Origin of the sequence: Streptomyces sp. CA-250714, from assembly GCF_050936705.1 — a bacterium.
Taxonomy (GTDB): domain Bacteria; phylum Actinomycetota; class Actinomycetes; order Streptomycetales; family Streptomycetaceae; genus Streptomyces.
The window spans coordinates 19,947-38,284 of record NZ_JBNJMI010000004.1 but is presented as its reverse complement, the minus strand read 5'-3'; the positions used below and the strand labels follow the sequence as shown (position 1 = coordinate 38,284).

Genomic DNA, 18,338 nt, shown 5'->3' with positions numbered 1-18,338 from the left:
GTGGGGGTGGCCGGGGGCTCCCCTCGGCCGGTCGGTCACCCGGAGGGCTACCCGGAACCCGGCGGGGCCGCCAGGCCGGGCCGCTTCGCGGTCGCTTCGCGAGCCTGGCACCCCCGCCGGAACCCGGGTACGGGCGGAGCCTGCCCGACCGACCGAGGGGAGCCCCCGCCCACCGGGCGGAGTCGTGGCGGGGGGCCGCCGACCGAGGCCCGCGCCGGTGGGGCGGAAACCGCCCCTGACCTGCGGAAATAGTGATCCAGATCACCCGCCCGGACCCCTGTTTCAGGTGGATTCCTACCCCTAAATAAGGCAGAATTAGTGATGTCGGAAGGGGATGGCAGCCCCGGACGACAGACCCCGAACCTTCAACCCAGGGAGACGCGATGGCGAAGCTGACCAAGGAGCAAGAGCGGCTGCACCGCGAGGCGGCGCGGCTGGTCAAGCTGGACCGGGAGCTGACGGAGGAGGAGCGGGAAACCGTGCTCGATCACTGGCAGGAGTCCAGCACGACCAGCAACAGCCTGGACGGCGCGTTCTTCACCCCGGAGGACCTGGCGCTCGAACTCCGGCTGGAGGTGTGCGGGCAAAGGGTCATCGACCTGTGCGCGGGCATCGGCCGCCTGGCGTGGGCCCTGCGGGACAAGTGGAGCCGGGAGTGGGAAGGGCTGCCCCCGCGCGAGCTGGTGTGCGTCGAGAAGAACCCGGCGTACGTGGAGGTGGGGCGGAAGGTCGTACCGGAAGCCCGCTGGATCTGCGCCGACATCTTCACCCTGGACCCGGGGACGCTGGGGCGCTTTGACTACGCGGTCGCCAACCCTCCGTTCGGCCGAGTGGAGCGGACCGGGAACGGCCCCCGATACCGGGGCCCCAACTTCGAGTTCCACGCAATCGACGTCGCGTCCACCGTCGCCAGAAAGGGCGTGTTCATCGTCCCTCAGATGTCCAGCCCGTTCAAAGTGTCGGGCGTCCCGTGCTACGAGGAGCAGCACAGCACCGCTTACGAGCGCTTCCACCGGGAGACCGGATTCACCCTGTGCTCGCGCGTGGGCATCGACACGTCCGCATACGCGGACGGTTGGCGAGGCGTCAGCCCGCGCACAGAGGTGGTGTTCGCTGACTTCGAGGATGCGGAAGAGGGCCTGTTGCCGGTCCCCGCCCCGCGCTCCGTGTCCACCCCGCGCACCGCCGTGCCCAAGCCGACGAAAGCCACGTACGAGTACGTGGAAGCGGCGCTGTTCTGAGGCTGCCTCTCGGTGCCGCCCCGTCCCTGCCGAGCCGGCCGGGGCGGGGCGGCGTCGCCGCGGCGGTAGCGGACACGCCTGGCGGCGTGGCGGTGTTGGTGGCCCGGTGCGTCTCGCCGGCCCCGGCCTCCTTCGTCGGCCGGTGCCGTCGGCACCGGGCCGTGGACGCGCCTGGCGGCGCGGCCCCTTCTTCTGGCCCCTTCGGGGCCGGCGGCCGCGCGGCGGCCGGGGGTCCGCTGGCGCGGACCAGGCCCTCCTTCGTCGGGCCGAACGGACGCCCCTGGCGGGGCGGCTATTCCGTTCGGGGTCCGCTGGCGCGGACCGGCCGGGACCGCTCGCGCCGAGCGACGACCGCCGCCGGGCAGCACCAGGTCGAGGTCGAGGTGAACAGCGATGCCTCCGGCGGGCGCCGGGCCTGCCCAAGGGGTGCAGGGGGCAGTGTGCCGGGCGCGGGTCCGGTGGGTGGTTGGGGTGGAGGGGCGGCCGGGGGCTCCCCTCGGTTGACCGGGCACCCTTCGGGCTACCACCGAACCTGCGGGGGGCCGCCAGGCCGAGCCGCTTCGCGGTCGCGCAAGCGCGAGCCTGGCACCCCCCGCAGAACCGGCGGTACGGCGGAGCTGCCCGGCCAACCGAGGGGAACCCCCGCCCACCGGGCGGAGTTGTGGCGGACGCCGCCGAGCAGGCCGCCGCCGGAGGGGGCGGAAACCGCCGCTGACCTGCGGATATATGTGATCCAAATCACCCGCTCAAACCCCCGCTTCAGGTGGACTCGGACCCCAAAATAAGGCAGAATTAGTGATGTCGAAAGGGGATGGTAGCCCCGGACGACAGGCCCGAACCTTCAACGCAAAGGACAAGCCCGATGGGGTACAGGAAGCTCACGCCGGAAGCCCGGCGGGAACTCGGCAGGCAGCGCACCGCCGAACTGGCGGACCTTCTCCAGGCCGGATACGCCGCTATGGGACGCCGAGATGTGTGGGCGGCGGTCATGAGGGCGGGCGCCGTCCACCTGGACCGCGGACCCGTCAATGCCATCGCCATCGGCCTCCAGGCCCCGGAGGCGACGCGCGTACGCAGCTACAGGGCATGGCAGGACGAAGGGCGGCAGGTCCGGAAGGGCGAGACCAGCATCCGGATCTGGGGGCCCGTCACCCGAGGGGGACGGCGGGAGGTCGAGGCGTCGACGCTGGACGACCCTGAGCCCCAGGACGAGGCACAGGCGCGCGGATGGGTCTCGAACGCGGTCTTCGATGTCTCGCAGACCGACGGCCCGCCGGTCGCGGCCCGTCCGGCTGCTGGCAGCCCTGCCCAGGTGGTCCGCAACCGGCTGATCGCCGCCCTGACCGCCCAGGGAGACCACCGAGCCTTCCTGATCAACGGGGTGCCCGCCGAGGCGATCGACCCGGAGGACGCATCCCGCGCCCTGCTGCTGAAGGTCGCCCGAGCCGGCCTGGAGTCCACGGGCGGCGCCGACGCCGAGCAGGTCGAGGCCGAGGCGGCAGCCGCCGCCCACGTCGCCGCCCGCATCCTCGGAGTGCCGCCGGGCCCCCTCCTGGTCCCGCCGTCCGCCGGGTGGATCACCGCCGATCCGAACAACCCGCCCGTCAAGGCGAGCGCCGTCCGAGCGATCACGCTCGGTCGCACCCTCGCGCAGCTGATCGGCGACGCCTGCCCCTGCTGCAACGGCACCCGTCACGCGATCGACCGGGACCACGCCGAAGCCTGACCGCCCCCGGGCCGGTGCCGGTCGGCACCGGCCCCCATCCTCCGAGAGGTGCACGTGAACACCGAAAAAGCCCAGCCCCAGGCCCCTGCCATCGAGAAGGCCCACCCCCTCAACAGCACCGTGCGGCACCGCACGCTGCCGCTCATCCTCGGAACCGTCACGGGGTACGGCACCGACCCCTTCACCGGCGACGAACTGGCCATGATCGTCTGGCCCGGTATGCGCAGGCCCGCCGGATACAAGGCGGACGAGATCGCGCAGGAGGCGTAACCCGTGCGGCAAGAGGACGTCGAGCGGCTGCACGCGGAATCCCGCGTGTATCCCGTACACGCGCCCGAGCGGGACGGAGCCGGAGAGGTCCCCATGATCACGCTGGTCGGGGTGCACGTCTCGGCTTACCTGGTCCTGGACCCCGACGGCGACGCCCGTATGCGCCTGTCCGTCGACCGTGACGAGGTGTCACCGACCGCACTCAACGGCGCGGGAGCCCTGCCGATGGAGCTGCTGATCGATGGGCAGCGCGTGTGGTGGGGAAGCTAGAAACACGCACGTCGCAGCGTTGACCCAGGTCCCTCTATAAGGCATAATTAGCTTTGTCGGAAGGGGATGGCAGCCCCGAACGACAGGCCCGAACCTTCAACACGAGGAGACCGCATGTCATACGCAGACGAAGCGGCCCGGATCGCAACCGCCGTGGCAGGTCTGCCCGTCAGGGTCCGCAAGTGGGTGCCCGACGCCCGAGACCCCCGCCGCCGCTTCGCCGGATGGGAGCCCGCCCAGGTCACCGGTCCGGCCACCGGGGGCAGCGACTCCCTGGCGTGGCGGATCGAGTACAGCGACGGTCGCGAGGCGTCCGTCCAGTGGCCCGACGTCATGTTCTCCGCCGAGACCTTCCAGGAGGCAATCAGCCGACTCTCCAGCAGCACCGCCTGACCCGCCGGGGGAGGGAGGCAGCCCTCCCCCGGCCCGACCCCAAACCTTCAACACAGGAGTTCACTTGACCACGACCCTTGAGCAAATGACCGCCTTCATCGTCAGCGACGCTGACGACGCGGCGCTGGACCACATCATCGAGGCCGTCAACACGCGGCGTGCGGCCGACCGCCGCAAGGCCGAGACCGTCGCCGCCGCGACGGTGACGAAGGGAGCCACGGTCCAGCTCGCCCGGCTCTCCCCCGCGTACCTCAACGGCCTCCAGGGGATCGTCGCCGAGGTCGACCGCCCCCGTCGCGGCAAGCCGCGTGCCACCGTGACGCTCGACGCTGACAGCACGAACGTCCTGCGCTACAGCGGGAGCCGCAAGTTCTTCGTCGCCCCCGGCGTCACGAACTACGACCTCCACGGCGTCCCGCTCACCTGCTGCGTGACGGTCGAGGCGCCCGCCGCCGAGTAGCACCCGCCGTACGGTGCCGTCCGTCCCGGTCGAGCCGGCCGGGGCGGGCGTCGCCGTGCGCGGCGGCGGTAGCGGACACGCCTGGCGGCGTGGCGGTGTTGGTGGCCCGGTGCGTGCTCGCCGGCCCCGGCCTCCTTCGTCGGCCGGTGCCGTCGGCACCGGGCCGTGGACGCGCCTGGCGGCGCGGCACCCTGTTGGGCCCCTTCGGGGCCGGCGGCCGCGCGGCGGCCGGGGGTCCGCTGGCGCGGACCAGGCCCTCCTTCGTCGGGCCGAACGGACGCCCCTGGCGGGGCGGCTATTCCGTTCGGGGTCCGCTGGCGCGGACCGCCGGGTCCGTCGCGCCGAGCGACGGCCGCCGCCGGGCAGCACCAGGTCGAGGTCGAGGCGAACAGCGACGCCTCCGGCGGGCCCTCACTCCCAAGGGGGTGGGGGCTCCGTGGTCGTGTGCGGGCCGGTGGGTGGCTGGGGTGTGGGGGGTGGCCGGGGGCTCCCCTCGGCCGGTCGGGCACCCTTCGGGCTACCGCCGAACCTGCGGGGGCCGCCAGGCCGGGCCGCTTCGCGGTCGCGCAAGCGCGAGCCTGGCACCCCCCGCAGAACCGGCGGTACGGCGGAGCTGCCCGACCGACCGAGGGGAGCCCCCGCCCACCGGGCGGAGTTGTGGCGGGGGCCGCCGACCGAGGCCCGCGCCGGTGGGGCGGAAACCGCCCCTGACCTGGGGAAAGATGTGATTCAGGTCACCCGTTCGGAGGGGTGTTCCAGGTGGACTCAGACCCTCGAATAAGGCAGAATTAGTGATGTCGGAAGGGGATGGCAGCCCTGGACGACAGGCCCGAACCTTCAACACCAGGGAGACGACGTGACCACCAGCACCCCATACCGCACCGGCGGAGTCGTCGCGTTCCACCGCCGCGGCCCCCATCTGGCTGAGGGTCGGGACGTCCCCCTCACTGTGATCCCGATGCCGCCCGGTGAACTCCGGCACTACGACTGGTTGCTCGACACTCTCCGGGAGGACGGCTACCACGGCGACATCGTCGCCGCCAACGTGTACTTCGCAGACACGGACGCATTCCTCGGAGCCTTCTTCAGTGACGGCCGCCGGGCGCACGTCGAGTGGTGGAACGACGTCACCCTGGACGACCTGGAGTTCGTCGCCGAAGTCCGCACCGGACGTATCGCGCAGATCGCCCTGAACTACATGGTCGACCGGTGGAACTGGGCCCACGGCCGCGTGCTGCCCATCCGGGAGCCGTGGGAGGACGACGAGTCGCTGGCCAGCCGCCGCAGGGCAGTTCTGAAGGCCCACACGCTGGCAGGCCGCCCCTCCCCGTCCGCTGCCACCCTGGCGCGGGTCCTTGCGGAGCAGGAAGCCGCCGCCGCAGAGAAGGCCCGCGCTGAAGCCGAGAAGCGGGCCGCATACGAAGCGACGATTCGCACCAGCGCGTTCGGATTCGACGTCGACCTGGCCGATCCGTACCGCGTCATCGACCTGGCCAAGGCCGGACGGCCGGGCCGTTGCGACCACCCACGGTGCACGCAGCCCGCGCCCGTCGCCATCGAGGCAGACCCGTGGATCAAGCGGGACTACAGGGACCGCCGCCCCACGCGTTACCGGGCCTGCGCGTTCCACTTCTTGAACGCCCTTGACCTGGTGTTCGGGTCCTGACTCACTCCGCCCGCCGGGCCCTTCCGGCGGGCACCCCGCACCTTCAACAGAGGAGACATGATGAGGACCGCAGCGGACGAGACCGAGGTGTACCGGCTGATCCCGCGCCTGAAGATCATCAAGGTGAAGGGGGCCGACGTGCAGCCCGGTGACCACCTGTACCACTACGAGCACCAGGCCGGTGTCCGAGTCGGAAAGATGTGGTGCAGCCGCGTGCCCGGTGGCACGGCATGGGACCAGCACCGCGTGTACTTCCGTCACGACGATTTCCCGTGGACCGTGGACAGCATCCATCCCCGGCTGGAGTACCCCGTTCACAGGTCCGGCGTCTACGTCGAAGGCTGGAGCCCCGAGGACTGCGACAGGCGCCGCCAGGAGCTCCAGGGCGGCTGATCGCCGCCGGACGCCGTCCGTCCCGGTCGAGCCGGCCGGGGCGGGCGTCGCCGTGCGCGGCGGCGGTAGCGGACACGCCTGGCGGCGTGGCGGTGTTGGTGGCCCGGTGCGTGCTCGCCGGCCCCGGCCTCCTTCGTCGGCCGGTGCCGTCGGCACCGGGCCGTGGACGCGCCTGGCGGCGCGGCACCCTGTTGGGCCCCTTCGGGGCCGGCGGCCGCGGGGCGGCCGGGGGTCCGCTGGCGCGGACCGGGCCCTCCTTCGTCGGGCCGAAGCGGGCGCCCCTGGCGGGGCGACGACCTTGTTCCGGGTCCGCTGGCGCGGACCGCCGGGTCCGTCCGTACCGCGACGGTCGACGCCGGGCAGCACCAGGTCGAGGTCGAGGCGAACAGCGACGCCTCCGGCGGGCCCCTTACTCCCAAGGGGGTCGGGGCGCGAGGCGAGTTGGGGCCGGTGGGTGGCTGGGGTGTGGGGGTGGCCGGGGTCTCCCCTCGGCCGGTCGGTCACCCTTCGGGCTACCGCCGAACCTGCGGGGGCCGCCAGGCCGGGCCGCTTCGCGGTCGCTTCGCGAGCCTGGCACCCCCCGCAGAACCGGCGGTACGGCGGAGCTGCCCGACCGACCGAGGGGAGCCCCCGCCCACCGGGCGGAGTTGTGGCGGGGGCCGCCGACCGAGGCCCGCGCCGGTGGGGCGGGAACCGCCCCTGACCTGCGGAAATGTGTGATCCAAATCACCCATCTGGAAGGTCGCCAGGGCTGGACTTCCAACCCAAAATAAGGCAGAATTAGTGATGTCGGAAGGGGTGGCAGTCCCTCTCGACACCCCGAACCTTCAACACGGGAGCACCGATGTACGCAGAGCTGAAGACCGAGACCCCGCGCGAAATCGGCGGGTTCGCCCTCTACCTGGGCACCACCTACGTGTGGTCCGAGGGTCGTCCCCGGCTGGTGACGGCCGCCGCCGACATCAACGCGGCATGGTGGACCGTCTGCGCGGCCGACCTGTCGGACGAGCTGACGGTCAGTCAGTCGCCCGACTCGGAGCTGGTCCGGCTGCTCGACGCCACGGACGGCACGGTGGTCACCACGATCGTCCCCGTCCCCGCCGGGATGCTCGACCACCACACCCCCACCCTCGTGGAGGCCCGCACCATCCCCCTCGCGGCCCGCTGGATGAGCAGCCCGCTGTTCACCGGCAAGTCGATGACCGAGCCCGAGAGTGCCGACCGGTACGAGGTGCGTGACCTGCTGGTCCGCGCCGCCCGACGGGGCGAGACCGTCGCGACGAGCCGGGACCTGATCCTCGTACGCGACTGCGAGAACCGCCCCGTCGCGTTCCTCCGCGAGGGATGGCACCCGCAGAACGCCCGCCCGTCCGTCCCGAGTCTGAGCGCACTGCTCAAGCACCGCCGCCGGTAGGGCCGGTGGGCCCGCCCCGAGGCAGCGAGGCGGGCCCACCCCACCAGGGCTTTGGCAGAAGCCCACCCCCCGAACCTTCAACGCAGGGAGACAACGAGATGGCGACGAACGACGCCCCCGACACCCCGAAGCCGCGTTACAGCATCGGCGACCGGGCCACGGACGGCCGGTACCCCGTCACGGTCGACGGGAAGCTGATCGGCCACATTCACCGCTGGCACGGCGATTGGCACGCGCGTGTGCTGGGTCAGACCGAGGAGACCCAGCACCCTGACCGCGACACGGCCGCCGCCCACCTGGACACCGTCACCCAGTCCGGCGCCGCCCTTCCCGGAACGGAACAGGCCAGTGACGAAGCACCGGCGGGCATCGTCCCGTGGCTGCACCCGCGGATGGCGCCGACGCGCCGCAACATCCTGAGCGCGGGTATCTGCCTGGGCAGGCTCGATGAACTGGCGTGGCGACCCAAGCACGGCTACCCCGGGTCCGACAACCCGTTCGAGATGGAAGACCTGATCTGTGGCTGGGTCGGGAACCGCTGGTGGAGCCACCTGCGCGGACGGAATGGCGACCCCACCCCGCGCCCCGCGTGGCGGCACGAGGGATGCACGGTTCCCTTCGAGGAGCAGGCCGCCCGCGTGGCCGAGCTGGTGGGCAAGCGCCCGACCCGGTGCCCGTGCGAGATCACGCACCCGACCGACCGCGAGGCGGTGATCAGCCTCCTGGACGAGGCCGACCGTGCCCGCAAGGCCGGTGACACCGAGGCCCTGCGCGGTCACCTCACCCGGCTGCTGGGGCCCTGCCCGGCGGCGCCGACCCGCGCCGCCGTGATGCGGGACATCGTCAAGCCCTCGCAGAAGGGCTGACCTCCGCCGGGGGGCGCGGGCCCGCGCCCGCGCCCCCCGGCCGACAGGCGGCGATAGAGCCGCCCGCTACGACCACCGCCGTCCGCCGGCGCGAGACCACTCGACCCGAGGATTCAGCTCTCCGTGTCCGCAACCGCCCTGCCCGCCACCCTTTTCGACCTGCCCGAGCCCTCACCCTCGGAGCGACCCGCGTTCGGCCGGTCCTCCGGCATGACCGTGCTGAGCTACGGACTGGGAGCCGACAGCACAGCCATCCTGATCGAGTTCCTGGACCACCCCGAGCGGTACGGGCTGGCCCCCGACCTCTCCGACCTGATCGTGGTCCACGCGGTCACCGGCGACGAATGGCCGGACACCCTGGACTACGTCGACCGGCTGGTCCTGCCGCGCCTGCGCCGGGCCGGGGTCCGGCTGGTGCAGGTCGCCCGCGCCGGCCGCCAGGACGCGGACGGCGTGGTCGTCCTGGACGACAGCCGCTCTCCCCGGCGGATCTTCGCGCGGGGGCCGTGGCGCCTGAGCGACGAGCTCCGGGAGGCCGGAACCGTCCCCCAGATCGCCAACGGCCGGAGGACCTGCAGCATCCGCTTCAAGGGGTGGGTGTTGGACCAGTGGGCCGAGGCCGAGTTCGACGGCGCGAGCTACCGCCGGGTGATCGGCTACCACTACGGCGAGCTGAAGCGCGCCGAGAAGGACAGCCGCATCCAGCGCGAGCACAACCGGGCCGCAGGCCGGACGATCTGCGAGCCGTTCTATCCCCTGATCCTGGCCCGCCAGGACCGTGCCGCCGTCGAACGGTTCGTCCTGGAACGGCTCGGGGAGCCGGTGCAGAAGTCGTACTGCTCGCAGTGCCCGTTCAGTGGCGTGTGCGCCAGCAGGGACGCCCACGAGGCGCGTCTGCGGGAACACCCGCACATCGCCGCGGACGTCCTGCGGATGGAGCACGTCGCGATGGCCCTCAACGAGCGCTCCAGCCTGTACGGGACGGACAGCCTGTACCGCAGGCTCACCGAGGACGGCCGCAACCACCCCGTACTCAGCGCCTTCGAGGAGTCGTTGGACCAGGCCCCGTACGCGATCTACGAGGTGCGGAGGATCTACTTCGCGGCGCGTACGCCGGACTGCCGCACACATCACGGCCGGTCCTGCCGGTCACCGAAGTGGTGGTGCCGACAGCCGCGGACCGAGCAGTGCCGCGTCGACCACCCCGCCGGGGCCTTCGAGCCGTGGTGCCCCGGGCACAGCGAATGCCGGGGACCGGCGAAGAAGGGGCCCGCCTGGCGGTCGGTGCGGACCGTGTGGGAAGGCGACCGCCGCACCGCCGAGCAGCTGATCCGGCAGTTCGCCGCCCGCCACGGGCTTGCCCTGGAGCGCGGGGAGACGTCCGGCATCCAGCGGGCCCACTACCTCACCGCCGACGGCGGGTTCCCGGCGGCCGCCGCCTTCGCCGTCGCGGCGCCGGCCGGAGTACGGGACAAGCAGCGAAGGCACTTCGAGGAGGCATGGACCCGGCACACCGGGGACGTCGGCACCCGCTGGAACCCGCTTCGCCCGCTGCCCGCGCCCGAACCCCCGCGCCCCACAGGCGGAAAGCCGCTGATCCGCCGGGCCAAGAGCATCGGCGGCGTGACCCTCATCGCCTGAACCACCCTGCGGGCTCCGGAACGGCCGGAGCCCGCCCAACACCGAGGAGAGAAAGATGAGTTACACCGATCCCGTCGCCTTCGCAGCGACCCGGCACCGCATCGTGATCAACCTGTCCGGTGGGAAGGACGGCGTGATCGCGGGCGCCAAGGCGATGGACGCCGCCCGCCGGGCCGGGGTCGCCGACCGCGTCTGGACCGCCCACGCCAGCCTGGGCCCGATGGAGTGGCCCGCCGTCACCGTGGACGGGGTGCGGTGGCCGAGCGCGAGCGAGCTCGCAGCCCAGCACAGCCAGATCCTCGGCGTCCCGCCGGAGCGGCACATCGAGGTCCGCCGCACCCGGCAGGTCGACGGCCGCACCGTCCCCTTCGATCTGCTCACGTTCATCGCCGAGCGGGGAGATTGGCCCTGGCTGGGCCAGGCCCGCACCTGCACGGGGCCGTGGAAGACGAGGATGGTGTTCGGCGCGTTCACCCCTCAGGTCCGCGCGCTGCGCAAGGAGGTCCAGGGGCCGCTGATGTTCGCCAACGTCCTCGGCCTGAGGGCGGAGGAGAGCCGCGACCGCCGCAACCGGCAGGTGTGGCGCCGCACGACCGACAACAGCCACCGTGTGGTGGACGAGTGGCTGCCCGCTCACCAGGTGAGCACTGCCGACGTGTGGGCGTGGACCCTTGCGGAAGAGGTCCCGTACCACTGGTGCTACGACTCCCACCCCGGTGCCGGGGACCGCCGGGGGTCCAGCCGCTGTTCCTGCTCGACCTGCACGCTGGCCAGCCACCGTGATCTGCTGCTGGCCGTCGCCCGCCGGCCCCGGCTTGCCGAGCTGTGCGCCCTGGTTGAGCGCGTCCGCCAGGTCCCGTTCAACCCGAACGTCACGATGGCCGAGCTGATCACGCTGAGCCGTCGGCGTGATGCGCCGGACCCTGGCGTCGTGGTGGAAGAGGACGCGGACTTCGAGCGGATGGAGCGGGACGTGCACGCCGCCCTCCGGCGGCCGCCGACGTACGAGTCCAAGGCCCGTACCGGCGGGTCTGCCCCGCTGCTGCACGCCACCGGCGGGTGCGACACCTGCACCCTGACGATGTAGGCCCAGAGCAGGGAGAACAGCGTTGACCCCGCCGCCGGTATAAGGCAGAATTAGTTACGTCTGAAGGTGTGGCAGTTCCTTCGGACGGACCCCGAACCTTCAACGACGAGGAGCCGTGATGAGCCCCACCGCGCTTACCGTGCTCCCGCGGGGCGGACCGGCCCGGTCCACCGAAGCTGACCAACCCGCCGGCCCGGCCGTCCCGCACGGCCGGGCCGTGCCGCCCCCAGGAGAACGCATGACCAGCATGTCCCTCACTTTTCCCGTCCGGACCGATCAACTGACCGCCCTGCGGCAGGTGATCGAGCAGGCGGACCGGCAGACCCGGGCCCATGGGCTGGCCGGTTGCCACCTCACCCGCGGCCCGGTCGAGACCATGCCGTGGCCCGACATCAACGGCGTCCCCATCGGCGCCGTGGCCAGCCAGGACGTCACCGTGACGCTCCCCCTGCTGCAGTTCGAGGGGTGGACCGTCATCGCCCAGGTCGAGCACGACCCGGCGGCGGGCAGCGTTGTAACCGCGCTGCCCCCGTACGAGGACGAAGCCGCCGGCCGGATCGCGCACTGCGACGCCTGCGGAGAGCGGGGGGCCCTGACCAGCTATCTACTCCGCCACGAGGACGGCAGCACCATGCAGCTGGGCACCACGTGCGCGGGGCCGTACGCGAATCTCCCCGTGGCCGTCCTGGGCGACCTGTGGCGCCTGATTCGCTGGTGCACGACGGTCGAGCCGTACGAACCGGGAGAGGTACCGCCGGACCTTCGGCTGCACGTCGACCAAGTCCTGGAGTACGCCGTCGCCCTGACGGTCCAGGCCGGGTACGTCAAGCGGGGCGAGGGCTGGACGACCGCCGAGCAGGTTCGTGCGCTTCTGCTGGGCGGCGCCGGCCGGGAGGTCCTGGGCCAGATGTACGAACACCTTCGAGCTGCCGGAGATGTCGCGGCCACGGCCGCCGCGGTCCGGGACTGGTGCCGTCGTGGGGTCACCGCTGCGAGCGACTACCGCCGCAAGCTAGCCCGCGCGGCGGCGCATGATGTGGCACCCCGAGATATCGGCCTGTTGGTGTCCGCGGTTCCGATGTATCTGCGCGAGGCTCAACGCCAGTTGAAGGCGAAGGACCGTGAGTCGATCACGGCCACGGTGACGGAAGTCAGCCCACTTGCGAGTGAGTGGGGCGAGCGCCGCCGTATCCGTTTCACCGACGGCGCCGGACGTCTCTACGCGTGGGACTCGATGACCAAGCCGTTCCCCGACGAAGGGCAACGTCTCCGTGTCACCGGCCGGGTTGTGCGCAACGCGGTCCGGGAGGGCAAGGTCGAGACGTACCTGACCCGGTGCCGTGTCGCGCCGGCCTGAACCTCGCCGGGCGGCGTCCGCCACGGCTCCCGCCCGGTGGGCGGGGGCTCCCCTCGGTCGGTCGGGCAGGCTCCGCCCGTACCCGGGTTCCGGCGGGGGTGCCAGGCTCGCGAAGCGACCGCGAAGCGGCCCGGCCTGGCGGCCCCGCCGGGTTCCGGGTAGCCCTCCGGGTGACCGACCGGCCGAGGGGAGACCCCGGCCACCCCCCACACCCCAGCCACCCACCGGCCCGCACCCGGCGACCAGCCCCCCGCCCCCTTGGGAGTGAGGGCCCCCGCCGGAGGCGGTCCCCTTTGCATGAACAGAACGTCAGTCAACGAGACGGTTTCGGGCCGACGCAAAGGCCCGATGACCTGGTGTTTTACGGGTTGCCGCACCGGTCGGAACAGGGCAGAATTAGGGATGCCTTCAGGGGTTGCGATGCGAACGCGGCCCGTTCACGTTCCAGCCGGCCGATGTGCCGAACGACTGGACATGCAGTGACTGAGTAAGGCACGATTAGTGAAGTCGGAAGGTTTTATGTCCGGCGCTGCCGCGGAAACGCGGGAGAAGGGGGCGGGCGGTCAGCTCAATGGCAGTAGTGCTGACCGCCCTGACGCTCCCCTGGCCCCAGGCCCTTCAACAAGCCCATATCCAGGAAGAGGCATCTACGCATGATGGTAAACGACGCGGAGCTCAACACGGCTCCCGCGCTTGACGACCTGATCACCCTCCACGCCGACAACACGGCCGGAGCCGACCACCAGGTGCTCTATCGCATCGAGGACGGTCCCCTCCCCGGTGACGCGGGATGGTTCATCCTGCTCGCGGACGAGAATGCTGCGGGGGCCCTGGACTGGGCGACGACCATCCAGGACCGCGACATCGACACCATCACCAGGCCGATCGAGTCCGGGGTGATGCAGTGGAAGCACACCGCTGGCCAGGAGCCGGCCGACACCGGCGAGGACGACGAGCCGGAGGTCGAGCACGGTCTCACGGGGTCCGGCGTGGTACTCCTGCCTCGCGCCGCCGGTCACGACAAGCACGACCGCGACCAGGAGGCGAGCAATGACGACTGAAGCCCCGCCGCGGGACGAACACATCACGGAGGACACCCTCATGGCCATGCTCAACGGGCGCCGGGTACTGACCAGGAGGGAGCTGGCGGAGAAGCACGACCTCAGCGTCACCCACCTGGAGAAGCTGTACCGCGAGCGGGAGGCCAACGGACACCCCGCGCCGGTCGATGCCCCAGGCCGGGAACTGATGTGGGACGCCACGGAGTGGCGCCGCTGGTACAAGGAACTCACGGGCACGGCAGGGCTGGAGACCCGGGAGGACCTTCAGGAACGGACGGGCCTGGCGCGCAGCACGCTCGAACTGCTCTACAGGGAGCGCGAGAACAACGGTCACCCCCTGCCGGAGAAGACGGTGGGGAACACCATGTACTGGAACACCAAGGCCTGGGACGCCTGGTACGCGGAGTACAAGGCCAACCAGGCATGGCGTACAGAGATCGACCGAAGCGGGAACGCCGAGGACGAGATCACGCTCGCTGAGGCCGCCCGAGTCCTGCACATGGAGCCCACCAGCATCACGAAGTACCCCGTCAGGCCGCCGAAGCACTGGCCCGAGCCGATCAGGGTGGAACCCAGCCCTAGCGGTGGTCGCGTGAAGCGCTGGTACAGGCGCGGAGACATCTGGAAGTACGGCGAGCTCCGCGAGCGCGGGGGCGGAGGACGCCCCGCCGGCACGTCCAAAACCACCCGCCGCTTCCCGTACGACGGCGACCCCCGCCTGGACCAGGCCCGGACCGCGCTGAAGGCGAGCCCCGACACGCCGACCGCTCAGCTCGCTGGTGACCTCGCCCGCCAGCACGGCGGCACGGCGGGGACCTGGTCCCACATCGTCCGCAGCGCACGCCAGAACCCGGAGGGGTGATCACTTGACCACCAGCGTCACCATCGCCTCCGACGTCATTGACCAGGTTGGGCTGCAGAAGGCCGCGGAGTTCCAGAGTCGCATCACCGAGTTCGAGTGCGTCGAGTGCGGCACCGCTGGCGATGCCAGGCAGGAGCCTGCCGTCGTTGTTCTGCGACGGAGTCCCGGTCTCTCCCACCTGGGGGTCGCACACCATCGCTGTGCGGACTCCCAGGTCCGGGAGTACGGCCCTGGAGACCTGGTTCTCGCCGGCGCGGTCGATCTGATCCCCCGGGTGCTGGGGCTACCGTCCCCGCACGGGACCAGACCAGCGCTGTTGCTCGCCTACGAGGAGGAGGTCACGGTCGAGGAAGGAGACGAGCCACCGTATGACCCTGTGGTCCGTCACCTGGTAGCGGAAGGGCTCCATCACGTCCCCTCGCTCGGCAAGCCCGCACCCCGAAGTGCCGGATGGCAGGCGGTCATCGGGCCGGGCACGAGCGTGCACGTCCGGTCCAACGCACGAGTCCACCTGGAGGACGGCGACATGTACGTCCCGCCTGCCTGGCGGATGCTCGCCGAGGAGACAGGTGAAGTCACCCTCATGATGGGACGTCTTGAACACTCTGTCTTGCACTCCGTGACTCCCCCGCTGGTGGCCTACGGGAGGGCTATCAAAATGGGTCACATGGTTGCGGGTGTCGTCCCCATCGTGCTGCGTTGAGTGACGGAATCGCATTCACCGGCGTGCTAACAAATACTCCGATGCGTGCGTAAGGCGCGGCCATTTTAGTTCAGATACACACAAGGAATGTTGGCGACATGGCGGCAGGAGAGACCTGCCGTCGCGTCATCTATGCCCTTGCGTCGGGCTAAATATGGAGAATTTGAGGACTCGTCAGAAGTCCATTCGATGAGTGAACCAGAACAGAATCTACCTCGTATCCGTCCAGTTCATCAGCTCTGCAGTGTTGCACAGATGGTCCATCTGTGCAGGTCACAGACCTGTATAAGTCTCTGCCCTAGTCTCCTATCCAGTGGGTCTAAAGTCTCTCGTGCAGCCTCCTGACTAGTCGTGCCACCAGTGGTTAGGCAACCCTTCTCGGCAGATCCTCAACAGTCTCGTTCATAGGTCTATGGGTAGACTCAATCAAGGGCCTATCCACAGAACGAAGTATCGACCTCGCCTCAGACCTATAGCTAGGTTGATCCATATTGCTATAGGCAAGTTGAGCGGTAGTTCTGAGGTAGGGGATGTGTTTAGGGCTTTGCGCAAGTCTTGCCCTGAGGCTGGTGAAGGAACTACGACCTGCCCGATTGGTGGTCTCCTGCCCGAGACCGCCTTAAGAACCCACTATTGAACAGCCAACAGATCAATAGGTTGCTCTTTCTCTAGAACCATCCACGATTCATGCACAGAGTGGAACAGCAGCTCCCCTAAGCGGAACACCACACCGACAACCAACGGAACCGGCCTCGGCCGTAGCGGGGGACCCACTCGGCAGGCAGCCCCTCGGGTAGGCTGCGGTCCCGTCTCTACGCCAGGGCCGCGGACTGCTCGTTGGCTCAAGGCGGAGTCCGCCATCGAGCGCCACACAGCGCCCGTCGATCGTTCGGAGGGGAACCCGCACTGATGACCGTGGATGAACTCGCGCTTCCTGACTTCTCGCTGGAGCCGTTCACGCCCTCGACTCCGCCGCAGGTGCTGAACCAGTTCGTGGAGTCGCTTCGTCCCTTCCTGACGCGTTGCGTCGCGGTATTCAACGGCAAGGGTGGGCAGGGCAAGACGAGCATCGCGTCCCACACGGCCGGCCTGCTCGCTGAGGGGGAGGCAGCCAAGGCCGCGGAGGGACAGCCCGCCGGACGCGTTCTGCTTCTCGAAGTCGATGCCCAGGGCAACACGCTGCACGACCTGGGTGTCAAGGGACACCCACTGAACGACGACGGCAAATCCCTGGCCATCGCCCTTCAGTTCGGCGACCTGCCCAAGATCATCCGTGACGTGCGCCCCCACCTTGACGTGGTGCCGAGCGGCAGACAGCTGGAACAGATCCCGTTCCAGATGGTGACCATGCAGAGCAGGCACGGTCAGGCGGCCAATCTCAGCCTCGCCGTGATGCTCGCCAAACTGTCCCGCGAGTACAGCTGGATCGTGATCGACTGCCCGCCGGTTACCAAGGAGGCTCAGCTGCTGGCCCTGTGCGCCGCAAGATGGGTGCTGGCCCCGGTCTCCACTGGCGACAGCTCATCAATCGATGGCCTTGGTGGCGTGTCGCACCGCTTCGAGGAGACCGCTCACCTCAACCCGGACTTGGAGCTGCTGGGCGCGGTCCTCTTCGGCTTCGTGCACCGTTACTACACCGACAGGAAGACCAAGGAGAAGAGGCCGGTCGGTATGTGGGTCCAGGCCCGCGAGCGAATCCAGGCACTGTTGACCGAGGCCGGCTCGGACGCCCCCGTTTTTCAGGCGGTCATTCGGGCCGCGGAAGGTGTCGCGGTGAACTGCAGGGACAGGGGCCAGCTCTCGTACGAGATCGCCGAAGCCTCCGACGGCATCAAGTGGTGGCAGAAAAAGCGCGGGGAAAGTGGAACGGTGCTCCCCACGGAACGCGCTGAAGAGGTCGGCCGTGACTACGAGGACCTGGTCGTCGAGATCGTTGAGCGGGTGACCCAGGTCGAGCGGGAGGAGGCTCTGGCCGCATGACAGAGACGTACAAGCCGAGCGGCCCGGTGGCACCGCCAAAACCTGAAGTGGGTGGCCTGGGACGTCGACGCGGGTCTCGCGTTGCTGCGGCTGGCAGTCCGTCCGCGGTCCCTTCGCCGCCTGGGGCGCCTGTGCCAGCCGCATTCGTCGGCAACGGCACGAGCGATCAGTCCGCCCAGGAGAAGCGGGAGGCGGAGGAAGCCGCTCGTGCTGAGGCGGAGGCCCAGGAGAAGCGGGAGGCGGAGGAAGCCGCTCGTGCTGAGGCGGAGGCCCAGGAGAAGCGGGAGGCGGAGGAAGCCGCTCGTGCTGAGGCGGAGGCCCAGGAGAAGCGGGAGGCGGAGGAAGCCGCTCGTGCTGAGGCGGAGGCCCAGGAGAAGCGGGAGGCGGAGGAAGCCGCTCGTGCTGAGGCGGAGGCCCAGGAGAAGCGGGAGGCGGAGGAAGCCGCTCGTGCTGAGGCGGAGGCCCAGGAGAAGCGGGAGGCGGAGGAAGCCGCTCGTGCTGAGGCGGAGGCCGATGCTGCTACGGACTACGACGAATCCGAGTACCAAGGATCGGCAACCGGCAAGGTCACTCTCCAGACCTACGTGCCGAGTTCCATCGCGGTCAAGGTCAAGGACATGCAGCAGACCGGCAAGTCGGCAGAGGTCATCATTCTGACCGCGGTGGCACAGTGCGCGGACCGGCTGCCCGAACTCATCGCCGAAGCCCGCGGGCCCGTTCACGAGGGTGGTCTCTTCCCGGGGCTGGAGATCATAGAGCGTGGCCCAGGCCGGCCGAAGAAGGTTGAACCGGCCAACTCGCGACTGCAGTATTCCGTGTCGATGAAGTGGATGCCGACGCTTCAGGCCGTGGCGAAGAAGCACAATCTCAAACAGTCCGTCTTGGCGCGGATCGCGCTAGGCGCCTATTTCGACATCCCGGTCCGACTGGAGCGCGTCAACTGACGGG

General features: G+C 70.2%; 18 protein-coding genes. All 18 read left to right on the top strand.

The features are described from left to right. Window positions 1-383 precede the first annotated feature (383 nt). The 18 genes from ACQEU8_RS36240 (at window position 384) to ACQEU8_RS36155 (ending at window position 18,334) form a co-directional block, all read left to right on the top strand. Window positions 384-1,241, top strand: coding sequence for a methyltransferase (locus ACQEU8_RS36240; RefSeq protein WP_433109191.1), 858 nt, complete (start codon window positions 384-386; stop codon window positions 1,239-1,241). An 862-nt stretch (window positions 1,242-2,103) separates the two neighbouring features. Further along, window positions 2,104-2,967, top strand: a complete 864-nt coding sequence (locus ACQEU8_RS36235) for an ArdC family protein (protein ID WP_433109189.1) — start codon at window positions 2,104-2,106, stop codon at window positions 2,965-2,967. A gap of 48 nt (window positions 2,968-3,015) precedes the next feature. Then, window positions 3,016-3,237, top strand: coding sequence for a hypothetical protein (locus ACQEU8_RS36230; RefSeq protein WP_433109187.1), 222 nt, complete (start codon window positions 3,016-3,018; stop codon window positions 3,235-3,237). 3 nt (window positions 3,238-3,240) lie between these two features. Further along, the gene (locus ACQEU8_RS36225; RefSeq protein WP_433109185.1) at window positions 3,241-3,507 is read left to right on the top strand and encodes a hypothetical protein; all 267 of its coding nucleotides are present in this window, start codon (window positions 3,241-3,243) and stop codon (window positions 3,505-3,507) included. A 114-nt stretch (window positions 3,508-3,621) separates the two neighbouring features. Further along, window positions 3,622-3,900: a hypothetical protein gene (locus ACQEU8_RS36220; protein ID WP_433109183.1), complete on the top strand. Its 279-nt coding sequence runs from the start codon at window positions 3,622-3,624 to the stop codon at window positions 3,898-3,900. A 64-nt stretch (window positions 3,901-3,964) separates the two neighbouring features. Continuing rightward, window positions 3,965-4,360 carry a hypothetical protein gene (locus ACQEU8_RS36215; protein ID WP_433109181.1) on the top strand — a complete coding sequence of 132 codons (396 nt, stop codon included), beginning with the start codon at window positions 3,965-3,967 and terminating at the stop codon, window positions 4,358-4,360. 856 nt (window positions 4,361-5,216) lie between these two features. Continuing rightward, window positions 5,217-6,026, top strand: a complete 810-nt coding sequence (locus ACQEU8_RS36210; RefSeq protein WP_433109179.1) for a hypothetical protein — start codon at window positions 5,217-5,219, stop codon at window positions 6,024-6,026. A gap of 57 nt (window positions 6,027-6,083) precedes the next feature. Next, the gene (locus tag ACQEU8_RS36205; protein WP_433109177.1) at window positions 6,084-6,419 is read left to right on the top strand and encodes a hypothetical protein; all 336 of its coding nucleotides are present in this window, start codon (window positions 6,084-6,086) and stop codon (window positions 6,417-6,419) included. Window positions 6,420-7,263: 844 nt separating this feature from the next. Then, window positions 7,264-7,833, top strand: a complete 570-nt coding sequence (locus ACQEU8_RS36200; protein WP_433109175.1) for a hypothetical protein — start codon at window positions 7,264-7,266, stop codon at window positions 7,831-7,833. A 98-nt stretch (window positions 7,834-7,931) separates the two neighbouring features. Further along, on the top strand, window positions 7,932-8,699 hold the full coding sequence (locus tag ACQEU8_RS36195; RefSeq protein WP_433109173.1) for a hypothetical protein: 768 nt from the start codon (window positions 7,932-7,934) through the stop codon (window positions 8,697-8,699). A gap of 123 nt (window positions 8,700-8,822) precedes the next feature. After that, window positions 8,823-10,340: a hypothetical protein gene (locus tag ACQEU8_RS36190; RefSeq protein WP_433109171.1), complete on the top strand. Its 1,518-nt coding sequence runs from the start codon at window positions 8,823-8,825 to the stop codon at window positions 10,338-10,340. Window positions 10,341-10,395: 55 nt separating this feature from the next. After that, entirely contained in the window at window positions 10,396-11,427 is a 1,032-nt protein-coding gene (locus tag ACQEU8_RS36185; RefSeq protein ID WP_433109169.1) for a phosphoadenosine phosphosulfate reductase family protein, read from the top strand. 238 nt (window positions 11,428-11,665) lie between these two features. Next, window positions 11,666-12,784 (top strand): hypothetical protein, encoded by a 1,119-nt coding sequence (locus ACQEU8_RS36180; protein WP_433109166.1) that lies wholly within the window; start codon window positions 11,666-11,668, stop codon window positions 12,782-12,784. A gap of 653 nt (window positions 12,785-13,437) precedes the next feature. Further along, window positions 13,438-13,845 carry a hypothetical protein gene (locus tag ACQEU8_RS36175; protein WP_433109164.1) on the top strand — a complete coding sequence of 136 codons (408 nt, stop codon included), beginning with the start codon at window positions 13,438-13,440 and terminating at the stop codon, window positions 13,843-13,845. Next, on the top strand, window positions 13,835-14,707 hold the full coding sequence (locus ACQEU8_RS36170) for a hypothetical protein (protein ID WP_433109162.1): 873 nt from the start codon (window positions 13,835-13,837) through the stop codon (window positions 14,705-14,707). Before ACQEU8_RS36175 ends, ACQEU8_RS36170 begins: the two co-directional genes overlap by 11 nt. A 4-nt stretch (window positions 14,708-14,711) precedes the next feature. Further along, window positions 14,712-15,410 (top strand): hypothetical protein, encoded by a 699-nt coding sequence (locus ACQEU8_RS36165; protein ID WP_433109160.1) that lies wholly within the window; start codon window positions 14,712-14,714, stop codon window positions 15,408-15,410. Between the two features lie 909 nt (window positions 15,411-16,319). Further along, the gene (locus ACQEU8_RS36160) at window positions 16,320-17,390 is read left to right on the top strand and encodes a ParA family protein (RefSeq protein WP_433109158.1); all 1,071 of its coding nucleotides are present in this window, start codon (window positions 16,320-16,322) and stop codon (window positions 17,388-17,390) included. Window positions 17,391-17,521: 131 nt separating this feature from the next. After that, on the top strand, window positions 17,522-18,334 hold the full coding sequence (locus ACQEU8_RS36155) for a hypothetical protein (RefSeq protein WP_433109156.1): 813 nt from the start codon (window positions 17,522-17,524) through the stop codon (window positions 18,332-18,334). The last annotated feature ends 4 nt before the right edge of the window (window positions 18,335-18,338 follow it).